Below are 15,717 nucleotides of genomic sequence, written 5' to 3' on the forward strand. Positions count from 1 at the left end.
TTCAGGACGCCGTACCGGTCGTCGAGCCGCTCGACCAGCGCGTTCACCGACAGCGCCCGCAGCCGCACGGCGGCGAGCTCGATCGCCAGCGGGATCCCGTCCAGCCGGCGGCACAGCTCGACCACGGCCTCCTCGTTGTCCGCTGTCAGGCGGAACCCGGGCACGACGGCCGCCGCCCGCTCCACGAACAGGCTGACTCCGTCGTACAGCTCCAGCGCCTTGTGCGGGAGCGGCCGGTCCGGCTCGGGAAGCGCGAGCGGCGCCACCTTCATCTGGTGCTCGCCCATGACCCCGAGCGACTGGCGGCTGGTGGCGATGATCCGCAAATCGGGAACGGCCCGCAGAAGCCGGTCGGCGAGCGACGCGCAGGCGCCTCGCAGGTGCTCGCAGTTGTCGAGCACGAGCAGCGTCCGCTGCGCCGACAGCGCCTGGATCAGCGAGGTGAGAGAGGACTTCTCCGACTGGTCCCGCACGCCGATGGTCGCCGCCACCGTCTCGGTGACCAGCTCCGGGTCGTCGAGGGCGGACAGATCGACCAGCCAGACCGCGTCGAACGCCCGATGCTGCTCGGCGGCGACCCGCAGCGCGAGCCGGGTCTTGCCGACGCCGCCCGCTCCCGTCAGAGTCACCAGGCGCGAGATGTTCTGCAACCGGCGGATCTCGGTCAGGTCCCGCCTGCGGCCCACAAAGCTCGTCAGCTCGGCTGGAAGGTTGCCGACCCGACGCGTGAGCGGCGCGCTGGTGACCACCACTTCACGCTAGGCGGGACGAACTACCAGGTCAAACGCTGTTATTACCGCACCATCGGGCCGCTCGCTCGCCTCCCTTCGCCCGGGACGGCCGGGCATCCGGAGCTTCACCCGCCCGCCGCCGGTCTTGCCGGTATGGGTCGCCGTCGGTGGTGCTGGAACGATCCAAACGACCTGCATGCGATTCATGCCGCGGAGCCGCCCTCGGCCAGGGCCACGAAATCCTGTGCCATCGCGGGCAGCCTCCGCCGGGCGTGCACGACCGCGATGATCTTCCGGAGCGAGGGGTCGAGCGAGCGGACCACCAGGCCGGCCCTTGCCGCCTGCTCGGCCATGCCCCGATACCACAGCAGCGAGGCCCGCCCCTCCCGTACGGTCCGCAGCCAGCCCCGGCGCTCGTCGGACTCGACGGCCGGGATCGGGCGGACGCCGTACGTGGCGAAGATCTGGTCGAACTCCCTGCGGCGGGGACTGCCGGGGGCGGGCAGCACCAGCCGCATGCGGTCGAGCCGGGCCACGGGGACGGGGTCGGGCAGGTCGACGCCGGGCGGGGAGATCAGCACGATCTCCTGGCGTTCGAGCGGGTGGCTCACCAGGTCGGTGGGCACCGGGAGGTCGGTCAGCCCGAGATCGGCGCGCTGCTCGCGGACCGCGCTGACCACCCCCTCCCGGCCCTCGCACCGCACGATGTGCACCCGGATTCCCGGATGCTCGGCGGCGTAGGCGGGCAGCAGGCGCCCGGCGAGCCCGGGCTCCAGGCTCGGCGTGGACGCGATCCGCAGTTCGGCGCCGGAGGAGTTGCCCTGCGTCGCGAGGGCCTCGATCTCGGCCACCGCGTCGAGGGCCTCGCGGGCCAGCTTCACGACCCGGCGTCCCTGGGCCGTCACGACCACTCCACGGCCCGAGCGTGCGAAAAGCGTCATTCCGAGTTCACGTTCCAGGTCGCGTATCGCGCGGGACAGAGCCGGCTGCGCGATATACAGCGATCTGGCGGCATCGGTCATGGTGCGGTGCTCCGCAGTGGCGACCACGTAACGGAGCTGCTGCAGATTCATGCGAAAAACGCTAGGGCAGACGAGCCCGGCGATTCCGGAACATCGCAGAGATCACGTCGGTCGATTACACATCGTGCCCGACATCTGCTACATCCGTGATGGATGAGAAAACAGTATTCTTTTGCCCCAAATCCACAAAGGGGGCAATGTCGTGGCGCAGCAGTACCCTCCCCAGGAGCCACCGGGGGAGAGTTCTCCCTATTCGGGGCAGCCGTATTCGCCGCAACCGGAGGCCGTGCCCGGCTCACCGGACGGTTCGCGATCCCCCGGCGCGGAGCCGGGGCCGTACGGTCCGCCCGGGTGGAGCGGCCCGGAGGGCGGCGCGTGGCAGCAGGCGCCCGGCGCCGCTCCCTACCCGCCGCAGCAGCAGCCGCAGAACGGCTCCCCGGCGCCGGGAGGTCAGCCTTACGGCGGGCCCTATCCGCCCGCGGCGCATCCGCAGGGCCCGCCCGCATACCCGGGGAACGCCCCGTCCCACATTCCGTCCCACGGCCCGGCCTATCCGGCGAACGCCGCGCCGCAGGGCGGACCCCAACCTCCCGGTCCCCATGTCTCCGGCATGCCGCAGGGCGGCGCTTTCCATCCGCCGAGCGGGCCGCCGCAGGGTGCCGGGGCGTACCCCGGGTCTCAGCCTCAGGGCGGGGTTCCGCACTCCGGACCGAACGGCGGCGCCCCCTACCCGCAGACCGCGCCGTCCTATGGCCAGGCCGCGCCCTATGGCCAGGGCGCGCAGCCGGGGGCCGAGGCGCAGGGCGGCGCCCATGCGCCCAACGGCCCTTACCCGGGTGCGGCTCCCTATCAGCCCGGGGCGCACTTCCAGGGCGGGGCGCAGCCGCAGGCCCCGGCGTGGCCGGACGGGACAGGCGCCGGACCGCAGGCGCAGCCCCCCGCACAGTCCTATGCGCAGCCCCCCGCACAGTCCTATGCGCAGCCCCCCGCGCAGTCCTTCGCACAGCCTCCCGCGCAGTCTCATGCCGGGCCCTACGCGCCGTCCTACGCACCCCCGCCGTCCCCCGCCCCGGCGGGCGCGTCACCCGGCTCTCCGTACGCGCCGGGCGGGCTCGGGTACCCGCAGGATCTCCCGGGATCACGGGGCAACACGGCGGCCCCCGCCCCACCGCAGGGCATGCCGTTCCAGGCGGCACCACCCCAGGCACCACCGCAGGCGGCGCCGTTCCAGGGAGCTCCGTTGCAGGGAGCGCCGTTGCAGGGAGCGCCGTTCCAGGTGCCGCCGCCGCAGGCGGCACCGCACGCGGCGCCGCCGCAGGGGCCGGGGTGGGCTCCGCAGCCGCCGCCTCCCCCGCGTGGGCCCGCCGCCCCCTATCCGCCACCCGCCTGGCGGCCGCCCCGCCGCAAGTCCGGCGCGGGGGCGGTCGTCGGCGCGCTCGTGGGCGTGCTGGCGGTGGTCTTCGTGCTCGTCGTGGTCGTGAGCGCGCTGGCCGGCCTGTCGGACCACGAAGAAACGGTCTCACCGGTCGCGATTCCGACCTTCACCTTCTCGCCGTTCCCCTCGGACGAACCCACCGGCGACACGGAGCCGACCGGGAAGCCCACCTCGAAGCCGACGTCGCAGCCCACGACGCGGCCGACTCCGGTGCTCAACCGCACGACGAAGAACAACACCCTCTACCGGGCCGGGTCGCTGGCGAAGACGAACTGCCGGGCGGGGAACGGCAGCATCTACAACCACGCGCAGTTCAAGGCGCTGATCCTGAAGACCGGCGCGTGCATGGGCAAGGCGTGGGCGCCGGCGCTGGAGCGGGTCGGGATCGACTGGAGCCCGCCGAAGTACATGATCGCGGCCCGCAAGGGCAGGGGCGCGTGCGGCGACTATCCCTCCCCCGGCAGCAACGTGCCGTACTACTGCCCGAGCAACAGCACGATCTACGCCTCCACCTCGGCCATGACGAGGGAGTACGGCCCGCTCGGGTCGTGGAACGGGATCATCATCAGCATGATGGCCCACGAGTACGGCCACCACATCCAGAGCCTGTCGGGCATCTCCGACTCCTGGTGGCGGCAGACGCTCGACTCCAGCTCCCGCAGCGGCAGGATGGCCCTGAGCCGCCGGCACGAACTGCAGGCCACGTGTTTCGGCGGCATGTTCATGCGGTCGGTCGCCGCCTCGTATCCGATCGACACCACCCGGCGCAACACGCTCCTGTGGGCGTACAGCCACCTGGGCGACCAGCCGGGAGGGCCACGCGACCACGGGAACACGCGCAGCAACGCCGCCTGGTTCCGTCAGGGGTACACCCGCCCGATGGCCTACCAGTGCAACACCTGGGTCGTCGGCTCCAGTTCGGTGTCATGATCGGCCCTCAGGTTTACGTCTACCTTGTCCGGATATGGGGGTTAGAATCCCTAGCCACAGCTTCGGAGGAGAGAGCGGTGAACGATGCGAGGCGGGGGTCCCGCTGACGATGCCGGGGGTCCCCGGGAAGGTCAGCGAGCAGGTCGGCGGGGTGGGAGTGGGGACGGCACGGAACCCACGGGCCCGCCACCCACGGCGGCCGCGCGCGGCGAGGGGCCCCGTTTCGGCCCTCCGCTGACCACCGCCTCCCTGATCGGCTGGACGGCGCTGTCGGCCGTCCTGCCCGGGGCGGCCCACCTGCGGGCGGGCAGGCGCCGCACCGGGATCGCACTGCTGGCGACGTTCGGCGTCGTGCTGGTCGCCCTGGTGGTCCTGGTCCTGCGCCTGAAGGACAACGCGGGGGTCGCGCTGCGCGGCAGCACGATGACCGCCGTCATGGCCGGCGCCGCCCTGTGCGCGCTCGCCTGGTTCGCGCTCGTACTCCTGTCGTTCGTCGCCCTGCGCCCGCAGCGCCTGACCCAGACCGGGCAGGTGGTGTCCGGCATCGTCGCGGGCGTGCTGTGCGTGGCCGTGATGGCCCCCTTCGCCTTCACCGCGAACACGATCAGGACGGCCAGCCAGTTACTCGACGACGTCACGGCTCCGGTGGAGGGCTCGACCCCCGTCCCCGTACGCGCCGAGGACCCGTGGAACGGCCGCACGCGCGTGAACTTCCTGCTGATCGGCGGCGACGCGGCGGGCAACCGGGTCGGGGTGCGCACCGACTCGATGACCGTGGCCAGCGTGAACGTCGCCACCGGCAACACCGTCCTGTTCAGCCTGCCGCGCAACCTCCAGTACGTCCGCTTCTCCCCGAGCAGCCCCCTGCGCAAGGTGTTCCCCAACGGCTTCAACGCGGAGGGGCAGGGCCTGCTCAACTCCGTCTGGTACTACGCCGACAACAACCCCCAGGTCATGGGCGGCAAGAACAGGGGCGCGCTGGCGCTGAAGGACGCCATCGGCTACACCCTGGGCCTGCACATCGACTACTACGCGATGGTCGACATGTACGGCTTCGCGGCACTGATCGACGCGGTCGGCGGGCTCAAGATCCGGGTCGAGCAGGACGTCAGGTGGGGCGGCAAGTTCGGCACCGCCGGGACCATCAAGGCCGGTTACCGGACGCTCAACGGCGAGGAGGTGCTCTGGTACGGCCGCTCGCGGGTGGACAGCGACGACTTCTCCCGCATGGCCCGCCAGCGCTGCGTCATCGGCGCGCTCGCCCAGCAGGTCACCCCGGCCACCGTGCTCGCGAACTTCAACAAGATCGCCACGGCGGCCCGGCACATGTTCCGCACCGACATCCCCCGCGACCTGCTGGAGCACCTCGTCCCGCTCGGCATGAAGGTGCGCAGCGCGAAGATCACCAGCCTCCAGTTCGTGCCGCCGCTCATCTACACGGGCAACCCGGACTGGGCCAAGATCAGGCAGCTGACGAGGGAAGCGATCCGCGACTCGATGTCCGACCGGGGCGCCGTCGCGGCCACCGCCTCGCCGATGACGTCCGCCGGATCGGCGGCGTCCGCCACCCCCTCCGGTTCGCCCTCCCCGTCCGCGTCGCCGAGTCCGTCGGCCTCCCGCACGCCGGTCGTCGCCGGGGCGAGCCCTCACAAGACCCCCACGACGAACGACAAGGCGGCCAAGAGCCTCTCGGAGCTGTGCGGCTTCTGAGCGAAGGCTTCTGAGCGAAAGCCTTCGACCGGGGCACGCCGGCGGGTTTTTCCGCGAAGACGTGGACGACGTCGTGCGGATGCAGCAAGGTTGTCACGTAACGCATCCACCCAGTCACGATCCGCACAGTAACGGAGTGGACTCGTCGTGCGCGTACTCATCCAGTTGCGTCCGTCCCCCGACCTGGTCGCCGCCGTCGCCGACCCGTCGGTCCCGTCGATGGCGTCCGACGTGGCCGACGGCCTGCCCGGAGTCGTCCTCGACCACTCGTACGCCCCCGTGGCCGTGCCCCGCCCGATGCCCGCGTACCCCGGCGGGGACCCGCTGTCGCTCAACCAGCCGCTGGTCTTCTCCATGGCGCCCCAGGACGCCTCTGTCGTGGTCCGCGGGGAGATCGCCGACGACGAGGTCACCAGCAGGATCGCCCTCCTGCCCGCCGCCCGCCGCGACGTGGTCGCGGTGTACGCCGACCCGGCGATCGAGACCACGCTCACCTGCGGGGGCGACCCCGCCGTCGGCGACTGGCACGACGTCGAACGGCTGCTGCGCGTGCCCGACCTGACGGCCGAGGGACTGGACGGCTCCGGCGTCCCCCTCGCGGTCGTCGACACCGGCATCAACGCGGCGTACGTCAAGGCCGCCCGCGGCCACGACGTCACCGTGGATCACGAGCGGAGCTGGACCCCCCAGAGCGTCTCCGGAACGCCGGGGGACTTCCCGGTCGACCACGGCACGATGTGCGCCTTCGACGCGCTGATCGCCGCGCCCAAGGCGTCGCTGGTGGACGTGCCCGTGCTGCTGTCGCGGCGGCAGGGCGGCTCGACGCTCGACGGCCTGCTGTCCGACGCGATCGCCGCGTACGCCCACCTGCGCGACATCCTCGACGCCCAGCCCGCCGAGTCGCGGGCGCTCGTGGTGACCAACAGCTGGGGGTCGTTCTCCCCGCGCTGGGACTTCCCGCCCGGCCACCCCGGCAACTACTCCGACAACCCGGCCCATCCGTTCAACCTGATCGTCGGCAGCCTGGCCGAGGCGGGGGCGGACATCCTGTTCGCCGCGGGCAACTGCGGGACGCAGTGCCGCGACAGCAGGTGCGCCTACCCCGACCGGCCCATCGTCGGGGCCAACTCCCATCCCCGCGCGCTGTCGATCGGCGGGATCGACACGGCGGGGACGCGGGTGGGCTACTCCTCGCAGGGCCCCGGGCGGCTGGCCGCGCGCAAGCCGGACGTGTGCGCCTACACGCACTTCGCCGGGTCGGGCGCGCTCGGCGACGACGAGCCCGACTCGGGCACCTCGGCGGCCTGCCCCGTCGCGGCCGGGCTGGTCGCCGCCGTACGCTCCCGCTGGCCCTCGACGGTGCTGCCGCCCGCCCAGCTCAGGACCCTGCTCCGCAGGACAGCCGATGATCGCAGTGCCGTAGGGTATGACCACGACTACGGGTACGGCGTGGTGGACGCCGCCGGCATCATCGCCGCGCTGCGCCGCCGATCCGCGAAGGCGGCCTGAAAGGCACAACGCCGCGAAGGCGGCAAAGACCGCCGCGCCGTCCGGTGACGAAACGTCCAGCAGGGGGAGGCGGGGCCGGTGGCCGAGGTGCTCATCACCGTGCGGCTCGCCGCGCCGGCGACGCTGGAGGCCGCGATGCGGCGGCTCGGCCTCACCGAGGACGAGGTCGACACCGGATACGGTCTGGTGCCGGTCGATCCCGGCAGGAGCCTGTACGTCCTGCGGGTGACGGAGGAGGCCGGACGGCGCGTCGGCGACCCGGGCGCCGGGACGGCGGACGGCGGGCCGTACTCCGACCCGCCCATCGAGCCCTACGGCCCGCCGCGATGACCGCTCACGTCTGGGTGGTGTCCGGTCCGCCGGGCGCGGGCAAGTCGACCGTCTGCGACCTGCTGCTGGCCCGCCTCGACCCCGTGCCCGCGCTGCTCGACAAGGACACGATGTACGGCGGTTTCGTCGAGGCCACGCTCGCCGCGCACGGCAGGCCCCCGGGCGAGCGTGAGGGGCCGTGGTACGACGAGCACGTCAAGCGGCACGAGTACGCCGGCATGACGGCGACGGCCAGGGAGATCCGCTCCCACGGCTGCCCGGTGATGCTCGGCGGGCCCTTCACCTCCCAGGTGCACGACGCGGCGCTCTGGCACGCGTGGGTGGAGGCGCTGGGCGGACCCGAGGTGCGCCTGCTCTGGATCCGCTCCGACGGGCCGACGCTGCGCGAGCGGCTCATCCGCCGGGGCCTCGCCAGGGACGGGCAGAAGCTGGAGAGGTTCGCCGAATACCTGCGCGCCATCCGCGCCGGCGAGCCGCCCGCCGTGCCGTACGACGAGGTCGACAACCGCCTCGGCGCTCCCCCGCTGGAGGCCCAGATCGACCGGCTGCTGGCGAGGACCTAGCCGGGTCGCGTCTTCAGGCGTCCTGTCTCGGCGCGCGGGCCGCGTCCAGGACGCGCTCACGGCTGTCCAGGGCGTCGGAACGCGGGATGTGAGACGAACGGCCGATCACCGCTCTCACTTCGGCTGCACGGACGGCGGCGTCCGTTACGGTCCGAAGGCAGTACCGATCGATCCGGCGATGTGGAGACGACCGTGAAAGCAGTGGTGATCCAGGCGTTCGGAAGCCCCGAAGGCCTGGCGCTCATCGACCTCCCCACCCCGGCTCCCGCCGCCGGGCAGGTGCTGATCGCGACCCAGGCGATCGGCGTCGGCGGCGCGGACGCCGTGATCCGAAGCGGCGCGCTGGCCGCCTACGGCTTCGAGGAAGGCCACATCCCCGGCAGTGAGGTGGCGGGCATCGTGATCGCCGCGGGCGACGGCGTCGACACCTCGTGGATCGGGCAGCGGGTGTGGGCGTTCACCGGCGTCGGCGGCGGCTACGTCGAACAGGCGATCGCTCCGGTCGAGGAGATCATCCCCCTTCCCGCGAAGCTGTCCGCCGTCGACGCGGTGACGCTCGGGAGCTCCGGAGTGGTGGCCCACTTCGGCCTTTCCCATGCCCGCTTCGCTCCCGGCGAGTCGGTGCTGGTGCGCGGCGCGGCCGGCAGCATCGGGATCATGACGGTCCAGCTCGCGGCGCGTGGCGGCGCCGGCGCGGTGGCGGTCACGACGTCGTCGGCCGAGCGCGGCGAGCGTCTGCGCGAGCTCGGCGCGACCCACGTGCTGGACCGCTCCGGCGAGGGGAGCGCGGACGCTCCCACGGGCTACGACGTCGTCATCGACGTCGTCGCCGGCGCGGATCTGCCTTCGTTCTTCGGCAAGCTCAACCCGAACGGCCGCCTGGTGGTCGTCGGCGCGGTCGGAGGCCAGCCGCCGGCGGACTTCGGCACGACGATGATGGCGGCGTTCCGGAAGTCGATGTCGTTCGCCACCTTCAGCGCCGACACGGTCGCCGGACCCTGCCGGCGTGCCGTGAGGACCGAGCAGTTCGCGGCCGCGAGCCGCGGCGAGCTGCACACGGTGGTGCACGAGGTGCTGCCGTTGGACCAGGCCGTGTCGGCGCACCGGAAGATGGACGCCGGCGAGGTGTTCGGCAGGATCGTGCTGACGCCGTAGCCCTCGCGGCTCACGGGCGTGCGCCGCCGGTCACCCGATCTCGTGGCCGTACGCGGCGGCGAGCGGCCGCAGGTCGGGGACGCCGAAGGCCGCGCACATGGACGCGAACACCTCGGCCTTGTCGTCGCCGTACCGGCGGATGTGGGCCGCGTAGGCGTCGGCGGTGACGAATCTCGGCGGGTCGGTCTTGCTGTGGAACTTGTCGGCGAACATCACGAGCTCTTCCTCGGCCGACTCCGCGAGATAGTCGCGGGGAGGCAGCGGCAGGCCCTGCCGCAGCACGTCCTCCCGGCTGATCCCCACACCGGTGTGGTGGGAGCAGAACCGGCTGAGGATCTCGGGCAAGCCCTCCCCGCGGAGCAGTTCGTGGCCGAGGATCCCGTGGCGCACGTAACCGGCGTGGTCGAGCCGCCCGTCCTCGTCATAGAGGCGGTAGACCCCGATGTCGTGCAGCAGGCTTCCGGCCCGCACCAACTCGGCGTCGACGTCGAGGCCGGCGCGGCCGGCCAGGCGCAGGGCGATCGCGCAGACGATCTCGCAGTGCGTGTGCACGAGCTCGAACGCTTCTTCCGTGGGCGCGTGTTTCGCGTGCAGTGCGCGGATCTCAGCGTCCGTCGGAAGCCGCATGCGGCGAAGTTTAGCAAGCGACGATCATGGGCGATCGGATCCCTGCCGTCAGGAGGGCACCCGTTCGCCCAGGCTCTCGCGCAGGCCCCTGATCTCCTCGCGCAGGGCCGACAGCTCGGCGAGCGTCGAGCTGTCGTCCCTCGCCTCCTCCTCCATCGCGCTCACCACGACCGCGATGAAGAGGTTCAGCACGACGAACGTGCAGACCAACACGAACACCACGAAGTAGATCCACGACGAGGGGTGGCTCTCCATCAACTGGCGGTTGATCTCCGACCAGCCGTCCCCCGTCATGACCTGGAACAGCGTGTAGAGCGACGTGGGCAGGTCGCCGAAGTACTCGGGCGCCGCGGTGCCGTACAGCTTCGTGCCCATGACGGCGGCGACGTACAGGACGAGGCCGAGCAGGACGACGATCGAGGTCATCCCGGGGATGGCGGTGAGCAGCGCGGAGACCACCCTGCGCAGCGACGGCACCACCGAGATCAGCCGCAGCGCCCGCAGGACGCGCAGAGCCCGCAGCACCGACAGACCGCCCGCCGTGGGGAGGAACGAGAAGCCGATGATCAGCAGGTCGAAGACGTTCCAGGCGTCGCGGAGGAACCGCCACCGGTAGACGTAGACCTTGGCCAGAATCTCCGCCACGAAGACGTACAGGGCGACGTGGTCGGCGATGTGCAGTTCCGTGCCGTAGCGGGCGACCGCCTCGGCGGAGGTCTCGATGCCCAGCGTGGCCGCGTTGAAGAGGATCACCACGGTGATCGCCTGCTGGAACCGCCGCGACTCGATCAGGCGGCGGACACGTTCACGCACGAAAAACTCCTGGGGGGCCATGGAAGATCGGCAAGAGCCTAGTGCCACCGCCCGACATATCCGTTCCCGGTCGGCCCGGCCCCCGGCCGTGGCCGGCCCGATCGAGCACCCGGCGCGACACCTGGACGGGGCCGATGCTTTCGCTAGGCTGGATCGTGATCACGATGGATGAGGGGCTGCATGGCCGGAAGTCCGTTACGTGCCGGAGACCCGGAACGGCTGGGTGACTATCGCCTCATAGGCCGCCTGGGGGAAGGCGGCCAGGGCGTGGTGTACCTCGGCGAGACCCCGGCCGGGGAGCGGGTGGCGGTCAAGGTCGTGCGGGCGCGGCCCTCCACCGGCGTTCCCGCGTCCTTGGCCAGGGAGCTGGCCGCGGCGCGCCAGGTGGCCGAGTTCTGCACGGCGCGCATCCTCGACGCCAGACTGGACGCCGCCCTGCCCTACATCGTGAGCGAGTTCGTCGACGGCCTGTCGCTCCAGCAGGTGGTCGAGAGCGGTGGCCCGATGAGGGGCGCGGTGCTGCACCGGCTGGCCATCGGCACCATCACCGCCTTGGCGGCCGTGCACGGGGCGGGGGTGGTGCACCGCGACTTCAAGCCGAGCAACGTGCTCGTCGGTCCCGACGGGCCGCGCGTCATCGACTTCGGCATCGCCCGGCTGATCGACGCCTCGGCCACCACCGGCTCCGCCGCCGGCACGCCGTCGTACATGGCGCCCGAGCACTTCCGCGGTGACCGGATCGGGCGTCCGGCGGACGTGTTCGCCTGGGCCTCCACCATCACGTACGCGGCCACGGGGGCGCCGCCGTTCGGCCGGGACACTCCCGCGGCCGTCGCCTACCGGATCGTGCAGGGCGAACCCGTCCTCGGTGACCTGGCGGGCGGGCTGCGCGACCTGGTGGCACGCTGCCTGGACAAGGACCCGGCACGACGGCCGACCGCCCGTGAGGTCCTCCTGAGCCTCCTTGACGACGTGCCGTCCTCCGGAGGGGACGTCGCAGCGCTCCACATGGGCCGGCAGGCGGCGATCGGGCGGGCCCCTCATCTCCTCGCGGCGGGGACGACGAGCGACGGGCAGCACCGGCTTCCTCGCCGGGCTCTGCTCGCCGGCACGGGCGCGGTGGTCGCGGCCCTCGCAGGGACCTGGATCGTGGTCGCCCGCCTACCCGGCCGGACCGCGACCGGCGGGGCTCCGCCGTCGGCGTCGGGGCCGGGGGCGTCGCCCGTGCCGATGGCCGCATCCGGCTCCTCCTCCCTCGCCGGGCCTTCGGGCGTGTCCACCGCGAACGATCCCGCCTCGGCGACCTCCGCGCCCGGCGGGACCGCTTCGCCGTCGGCAGGCCCGGCCCGCACGGCCGAGCCGTCCCCGGTCGCGGCTCCCGCGACCGCGGCGGAGCTGGGCGCGGCGATCGACGCCGCCGCCACGGCCACTCCCTCCGCGAGCTTCACCTGCGAGGGGGCGTTCACCCAGAGTGACACCTACCTGCGGGCCGACGGCAGGTTCACCCATGACCCCGCAGGCGGGTACGACGGCGACTCCTACGACATGCGCGTCACCTATCCCGGCAGCGAGCGCAAACGCGTCGTCGTCATCGCCGACGAGGTTCACCTCCCGCACGGCGAGAGGCTGCCGCTGGATCTCGACCCGCAGGGACAGGCCGCCCGCGGGCGCGACAGCGCGGCGGCGGGCGCCGCGCTCTTCATCCTCGTCGGCTCGATTCCCACGATCCTGACCCTTGTCGGCGCCACCCCGAGGGTCTACCGCTCCGGGGAGGACGGCAGGACGTACTCGGGCGGGGTCCAGGTCGCCGACGCCGGTTACGAACTGCGCGAGTTCCTCGCGAGCTGGCTGAGCCCGGCCCGGGGTCTCGACAGGTCCCGCATCTCGTACGTCGTGACGCTCGGCCAGGACGACCTGCCGGTCAGGTTCGCGTTCACCTGGAAGGCGTCCGTGCCGCAGCTGGGACTGCTCTCGTCGTCCTTCACGACGTCCTACCGAGGGTGGGGCCGGACCCGGCCGATCGTCGCCCCGGCTCACTGAACCCTGCATCCCGAACCCCGCATCCCGAAGCCGGCACCCGCCCAGGGGGCCTCAGCGCCCAGGACAGCGCGGTCAGTGCGGTCAGGATGGCAAGCACCCACACTTCGCCGAGGGAGTACCCGGTGGTCACGTGGGAGACGACGGCCCCGGTGTAGGTGTAGAAGGCGCCCGCATAGGCCCATTCCTTGACCAGCGGGCGACGCGGGACGAGCAGGGCGATCGCACCCAGCACCTTCCAGGTTCCCAGCAGCACCAGGAAGTAGGGCGGATAGCCCAGGTGCGTCACCAGGTCGCGGACGTGCGGAATCCGCGCGATGTCCCAGATGCCGCCGACCGCCAGTTCGGCCGCCACCGCTGCGGTGGCCGTCCAATAGCCGGCCGCACGCAGGTGTGCGCAGCGCCTGATGCTCGAAATCGGTTCCATGGGATGCTCCTTGTCACATCCGAGCGGGGTCCGGGTTCATCGCCATGAACCCCGACGGCGAAAGGATGTGACCGATGGACGAGGCCGGGCTGGCGGTCCGCTTCGAGGAGCAGCGACCCCATCTGCTGGCGGTCGCCTACCGGATGCTGGGCTCGCACGCGGAAGCCGACGACGCGGTGCAGAACGCATGGCTGCGCCTCAGCGGCGCCGACACCGCCGAGGTGGCCAACCTCGCCGGTTGGCTGACCACGGTCGTCGCCCGGGAGTGCCTCAAGGTGCTGCGCACCCGCCGCAACCGCCGCGAGGAGCCCCTTACCGACACCACTGCCGGGCCCTCCGCCGGAGGCCACGACGTCGGCGATCCCGAAGCCGAAGCCCTGCTGGCCGACTCGATCGGTCCCGCGCTGATGGTCGTGCTCGACAGCCTCGCCCCCGCCGAGCGGCTCGCCTTCGTCCTGCACGACGTCTTCGCCGTGCCCTTCGGTGAGATCGCCGCCATCCTCGAGAGGTCCCCGGCCGCCACCCGTCAGCTCACCAGCCGCGCCCGCAGACGCGTCGTGGGCGCGACCCCGCCCCGGCAGGTGGACGTCATCCGCCAGCGGCAGGTCGTCCGGGCCTTCCTCGCCGCGCTGCGGCACGGTGACTTCGACGGGCTCCTCGCCGTGCTCGATCCCGATGTCCTCCTCAGGGACGACGGCGCGGGGCTGGTGCGGGGTGCGCGGGCCGTGGGCGCCCACGCGCTCACCTTCTCGCGGGCCGCCCGGTTCGTACGGCCCGCGCTTGTCGACGGGACCGTGGGGCTCGCGATCGTCCCGCAAGGACGCCTCATCGGGGCACTCGGCTTCGCCTTCGACCACGACAAGATCGCCGTAATCGAGCTGATCAGCGATCCCGGACGCCTGCGGCGCGTCGACCTGGCCGCTTTCCGCCCTTGACCGCACCGGCGGGCACGACCGGCGTACGCTGCGATGCCCCGCGCCACGCTCGCCGTCGCGGGGCGGGATGACGGACGGAAGGCCCAAGTTTCCGGACCTGTCTTTGAAGCCGTCCTTGGCGCATGCTCGCGCCGTCGGGAGAGTCGAGCCATGACACGGACGACACCCATGCAGGAAAGGGAGCATCGAAGCCTGGGAGCGCTCATCCGAGCCTGGCGGAATCGTGCGTTGCTGACCCAGGAGCAGCTCGCCGACCGGGCGGGCGTCAACGTCCGCACCATCGGCAGACTCGAAGGCGACGCCGTGGGGCGGCCCCGCAGTGCGTCGCTTCAGCGGCTGGCCGAGGCACTGGGCCTGGACGGGCGGGAGCGGGCCGCGCTTGCCGCGGCGGCCTGTCGCACGCCGGCCCGGCGCGGCGCGGAGGACGCATGGCCTGGCATCCCGCGCCGGGGGGCGCCCGAGCTGCTGATCGTGCTCGCGGACGCCGCGGTCGTGAGGGTCGAATCCGCGTGCCGGTGCCGGTCCCGCCGGGATGCCCGGCGCTGATCGCCGGCCGGTGCCGGAGCGACGAAGCGCGGCGCCTTCGGGTAACGATCGGGAAGGGCGCCGCGGGGCGCGGTCTCAGGCGGTCACGGCACGGATCGCGAGCGGCTCGCCGCTCTTGCAGACCACGCAGAAGAGCCAGAGCTGGACCGCGACGACGCTGCCGCCGTCGCGGAGGTTACGGCAGTAGGCGCGGTAGTTCCCGGTCGCCTCGTACGCGCTGCCCGCGGCCACGCACTTCCCGCACGCGTTGGGCTGGGAGTAGGTGGCTTCCAGGAAGGAGCCCGACGGGGGAAGTGAGATCGAGCAACTCACAGCGGGCGCGAGGCCGGCGGCGGAGGGTTCCGCCCACACCGGGGCCGCGCTCGCGATTCCGCCCGCCATCAGCGCGAATGCCGCGCCCAGTCCGATGGCCGTCTTCGTGGAGTAGCGCACGGTCATGATGTCTTCCTTTCGATGGCTTCCGCTGGGCGTGACCGGCGCCGGTCGTCGCGGCTGTCAGCGGTCCGCGGGGCCGGCGCCGGTTGAGGCCGCCCACACGCCGTCGGCCCGGTCACAGGCCTCGGCGGCATGCGCGGGGCTGACGCCGGTCTCCCTGAGCACGTCGTAGCAGAAGACGTAGCCGCCGATCTCGCCGCTTGCGGCCCGCTCGCACGCCATCCTCTTCGCCGTCGTCTCCGGGTAACCCGCGCCGGCGAGGTAGGAGAGGCAGTCACTGGGGGACGCCTGGGCGGGGGACGCGACGAAGACCGCCGAGGCGGTCGCCGCCACGGTGACAGCCGCCGTCGTGGCCGCTCGGAACCGTCTGGACATTCGAGTCTTTCCCTTCTGCCGAATCGTCTCCGAGAACCGCATCGTGCTGCCTTCACGTCGGCGGCATCGGAGGGCGGGGGAAACAGCGGCGCTCCCTGCCGCGCTCGACGTGCACGCACCGGTCTTGGATCCACTCT

16 protein-coding genes are annotated in these 15,717 nt (G+C 72.3%); 9 read left to right on the forward strand and 7 right to left on the reverse strand.

What is annotated here, in order from left to right:
- Both ABZ860_RS39035 and ABZ860_RS39040 read right to left on the reverse strand, forming a co-directional pair.
- Positions 1-749, reverse strand: a 749-nt coding sequence (locus ABZ860_RS39035) for an NB-ARC domain-containing protein (RefSeq protein ID WP_357230482.1), incomplete at its 3' end; no start/stop codon positions are given.
- Between the two features lie 185 nt (positions 750-934).
- Complete coding sequence (locus ABZ860_RS39040; protein ID WP_357230485.1) at positions 935-1,804, reverse strand: LysR family transcriptional regulator; 870 nt, start codon at positions 1,802-1,804, stop codon at positions 935-937.
- Between the two features lie 1,204 nt (positions 1,805-3,008).
- Here ABZ860_RS39040 and ABZ860_RS39045 point away from each other — a divergent pair.
- From ABZ860_RS39045 to ABZ860_RS39070, 6 genes are all read left to right on the forward strand, one after another.
- On the forward strand, positions 3,009-4,118 hold the full coding sequence (locus ABZ860_RS39045) for a neutral zinc metallopeptidase (protein ID WP_357230488.1): 1,110 nt from the start codon (positions 3,009-3,011) through the stop codon (positions 4,116-4,118).
- 84 nt (positions 4,119-4,202) lie between these two features.
- The gene (locus ABZ860_RS39050; RefSeq protein ID WP_357230491.1) at positions 4,203-5,828 is read left to right on the forward strand and encodes an LCP family protein; all 1,626 of its coding nucleotides are present in this window, start codon (positions 4,203-4,205) and stop codon (positions 5,826-5,828) included.
- 147 nt (positions 5,829-5,975) lie between these two features.
- A complete protein-coding gene (locus ABZ860_RS39055; protein ID WP_357230494.1) occupies positions 5,976-7,337 on the forward strand; it encodes a S8 family serine peptidase in 1,362 nt (453 codons plus the stop codon).
- A 78-nt stretch (positions 7,338-7,415) separates the two neighbouring features.
- On the forward strand, positions 7,416-7,667 hold the full coding sequence (locus tag ABZ860_RS39060) for a hypothetical protein (RefSeq protein WP_357230497.1): 252 nt from the start codon (positions 7,416-7,418) through the stop codon (positions 7,665-7,667).
- On the forward strand, positions 7,664-8,230 hold the full coding sequence (locus ABZ860_RS39065; protein WP_357230500.1) for an AAA family ATPase: 567 nt from the start codon (positions 7,664-7,666) through the stop codon (positions 8,228-8,230). The genes ABZ860_RS39060 and ABZ860_RS39065 overlap by 4 nt, the downstream gene beginning before the upstream one ends.
- Positions 8,231-8,422: 192 nt before the next feature.
- Positions 8,423-9,385, forward strand: a complete 963-nt coding sequence (locus ABZ860_RS39070) for a zinc-dependent alcohol dehydrogenase family protein (protein ID WP_357230503.1) — start codon at positions 8,423-8,425, stop codon at positions 9,383-9,385.
- Positions 9,386-9,415: 30 nt separating this feature from the next.
- Here ABZ860_RS39070 and ABZ860_RS39075 read toward each other — a convergent pair whose 3' ends face one another.
- Positions 9,416-10,012 (reverse strand): HD domain-containing protein, encoded by a 597-nt coding sequence (locus tag ABZ860_RS39075; protein ID WP_357230506.1) that lies wholly within the window; start codon positions 10,010-10,012, stop codon positions 9,416-9,418.
- A gap of 48 nt (positions 10,013-10,060) precedes the next feature.
- Positions 10,061-10,825, reverse strand: a complete 765-nt coding sequence (locus ABZ860_RS39080) for an ion transporter (protein ID WP_357230509.1) — start codon at positions 10,823-10,825, stop codon at positions 10,061-10,063.
- Between the two features lie 180 nt (positions 10,826-11,005).
- On the opposite strand from ABZ860_RS39080, the gene ABZ860_RS39085 reads away from it, so the two are divergent.
- Positions 11,006-12,865 (forward strand): protein kinase, encoded by a 1,860-nt coding sequence (locus ABZ860_RS39085; protein ID WP_357230512.1) that lies wholly within the window; start codon positions 11,006-11,008, stop codon positions 12,863-12,865.
- On the opposite strand, the gene ABZ860_RS39090 is transcribed toward ABZ860_RS39085, so the two are convergent.
- Entirely contained in the window at positions 12,807-13,289 is a 483-nt protein-coding gene (locus ABZ860_RS39090; RefSeq protein ID WP_357230515.1) for a DoxX family protein, read from the reverse strand. The genes ABZ860_RS39085 and ABZ860_RS39090 overlap by 59 nt on opposite strands.
- 74 nt (positions 13,290-13,363) lie before the next feature.
- On the opposite strand from ABZ860_RS39090, the gene ABZ860_RS39095 reads away from it, so the two are divergent.
- Positions 13,364-14,224, forward strand: a complete 861-nt coding sequence (locus ABZ860_RS39095; protein ID WP_357230518.1) for a sigma-70 family RNA polymerase sigma factor — start codon at positions 13,364-13,366, stop codon at positions 14,222-14,224.
- Between the two features lie 168 nt (positions 14,225-14,392).
- Positions 14,393-14,770: a helix-turn-helix transcriptional regulator gene (locus ABZ860_RS39100; protein WP_357230601.1), complete on the forward strand. Its 378-nt coding sequence runs from the start codon at positions 14,393-14,395 to the stop codon at positions 14,768-14,770.
- Between the two features lie 75 nt (positions 14,771-14,845).
- Here the strand turns inward: ABZ860_RS39100 and ABZ860_RS39105 are convergent, their stop codons facing one another.
- Together ABZ860_RS39105 and ABZ860_RS39110 are read right to left on the reverse strand one after the other, a co-directional pair.
- On the reverse strand, positions 14,846-15,208 hold the full coding sequence (locus ABZ860_RS39105) for a hypothetical protein (RefSeq protein ID WP_357230521.1): 363 nt from the start codon (positions 15,206-15,208) through the stop codon (positions 14,846-14,848).
- Positions 15,209-15,265: 57 nt separating this feature from the next.
- Entirely contained in the window at positions 15,266-15,580 is a 315-nt protein-coding gene (locus tag ABZ860_RS39110) for a hypothetical protein (RefSeq protein WP_357230524.1), read from the reverse strand.
- Positions 15,581-15,717 lie beyond the last annotated feature (137 nt).

The organism is Microbispora sp. NPDC046973, assembly GCF_040644495.1.
Lineage (GTDB): Bacteria > Actinomycetota > Actinomycetes > Streptosporangiales > Streptosporangiaceae > Microbispora.

Coding starts and splice junctions, on each gene's coding strand:
- ABZ860_RS39100 (WP_357230601.1), top strand. CDS start 14,393: ATGCAGGAAAGGGAGCATCGAAGCCTGGGAGCGCTCATCCGAGCCTGG.
- ABZ860_RS39110 (WP_357230524.1), bottom strand. CDS start 15,580: ATGTCCAGACGGTTCCGAGCGGCCACGACGGCGGCTGTCACCGTGGCG.
- ABZ860_RS39095 (WP_357230518.1), top strand. CDS start 13,364: ATGGACGAGGCCGGGCTGGCGGTCCGCTTCGAGGAGCAGCGACCCCAT.
- ABZ860_RS39050 (WP_357230491.1), top strand. CDS start 4,203: ATGCGAGGCGGGGGTCCCGCTGACGATGCCGGGGGTCCCCGGGAAGGT.
- ABZ860_RS39085 (WP_357230512.1), top strand. CDS start 11,006: ATGGCCGGAAGTCCGTTACGTGCCGGAGACCCGGAACGGCTGGGTGAC.
- ABZ860_RS39065 (WP_357230500.1), top strand. CDS start 7,664: ATGACCGCTCACGTCTGGGTGGTGTCCGGTCCGCCGGGCGCGGGCAAG.
- ABZ860_RS39090 (WP_357230515.1), bottom strand. CDS start 13,289: ATGGAACCGATTTCGAGCATCAGGCGCTGCGCACACCTGCGTGCGGCC.
- ABZ860_RS39075 (WP_357230506.1), bottom strand. CDS start 10,012: ATGCGGCTTCCGACGGACGCTGAGATCCGCGCACTGCACGCGAAACAC.
- ABZ860_RS39040 (WP_357230485.1), bottom strand. CDS start 1,804: ATGAATCTGCAGCAGCTCCGTTACGTGGTCGCCACTGCGGAGCACCGC.
- ABZ860_RS39105 (WP_357230521.1), bottom strand. CDS start 15,208: ATGACCGTGCGCTACTCCACGAAGACGGCCATCGGACTGGGCGCGGCA.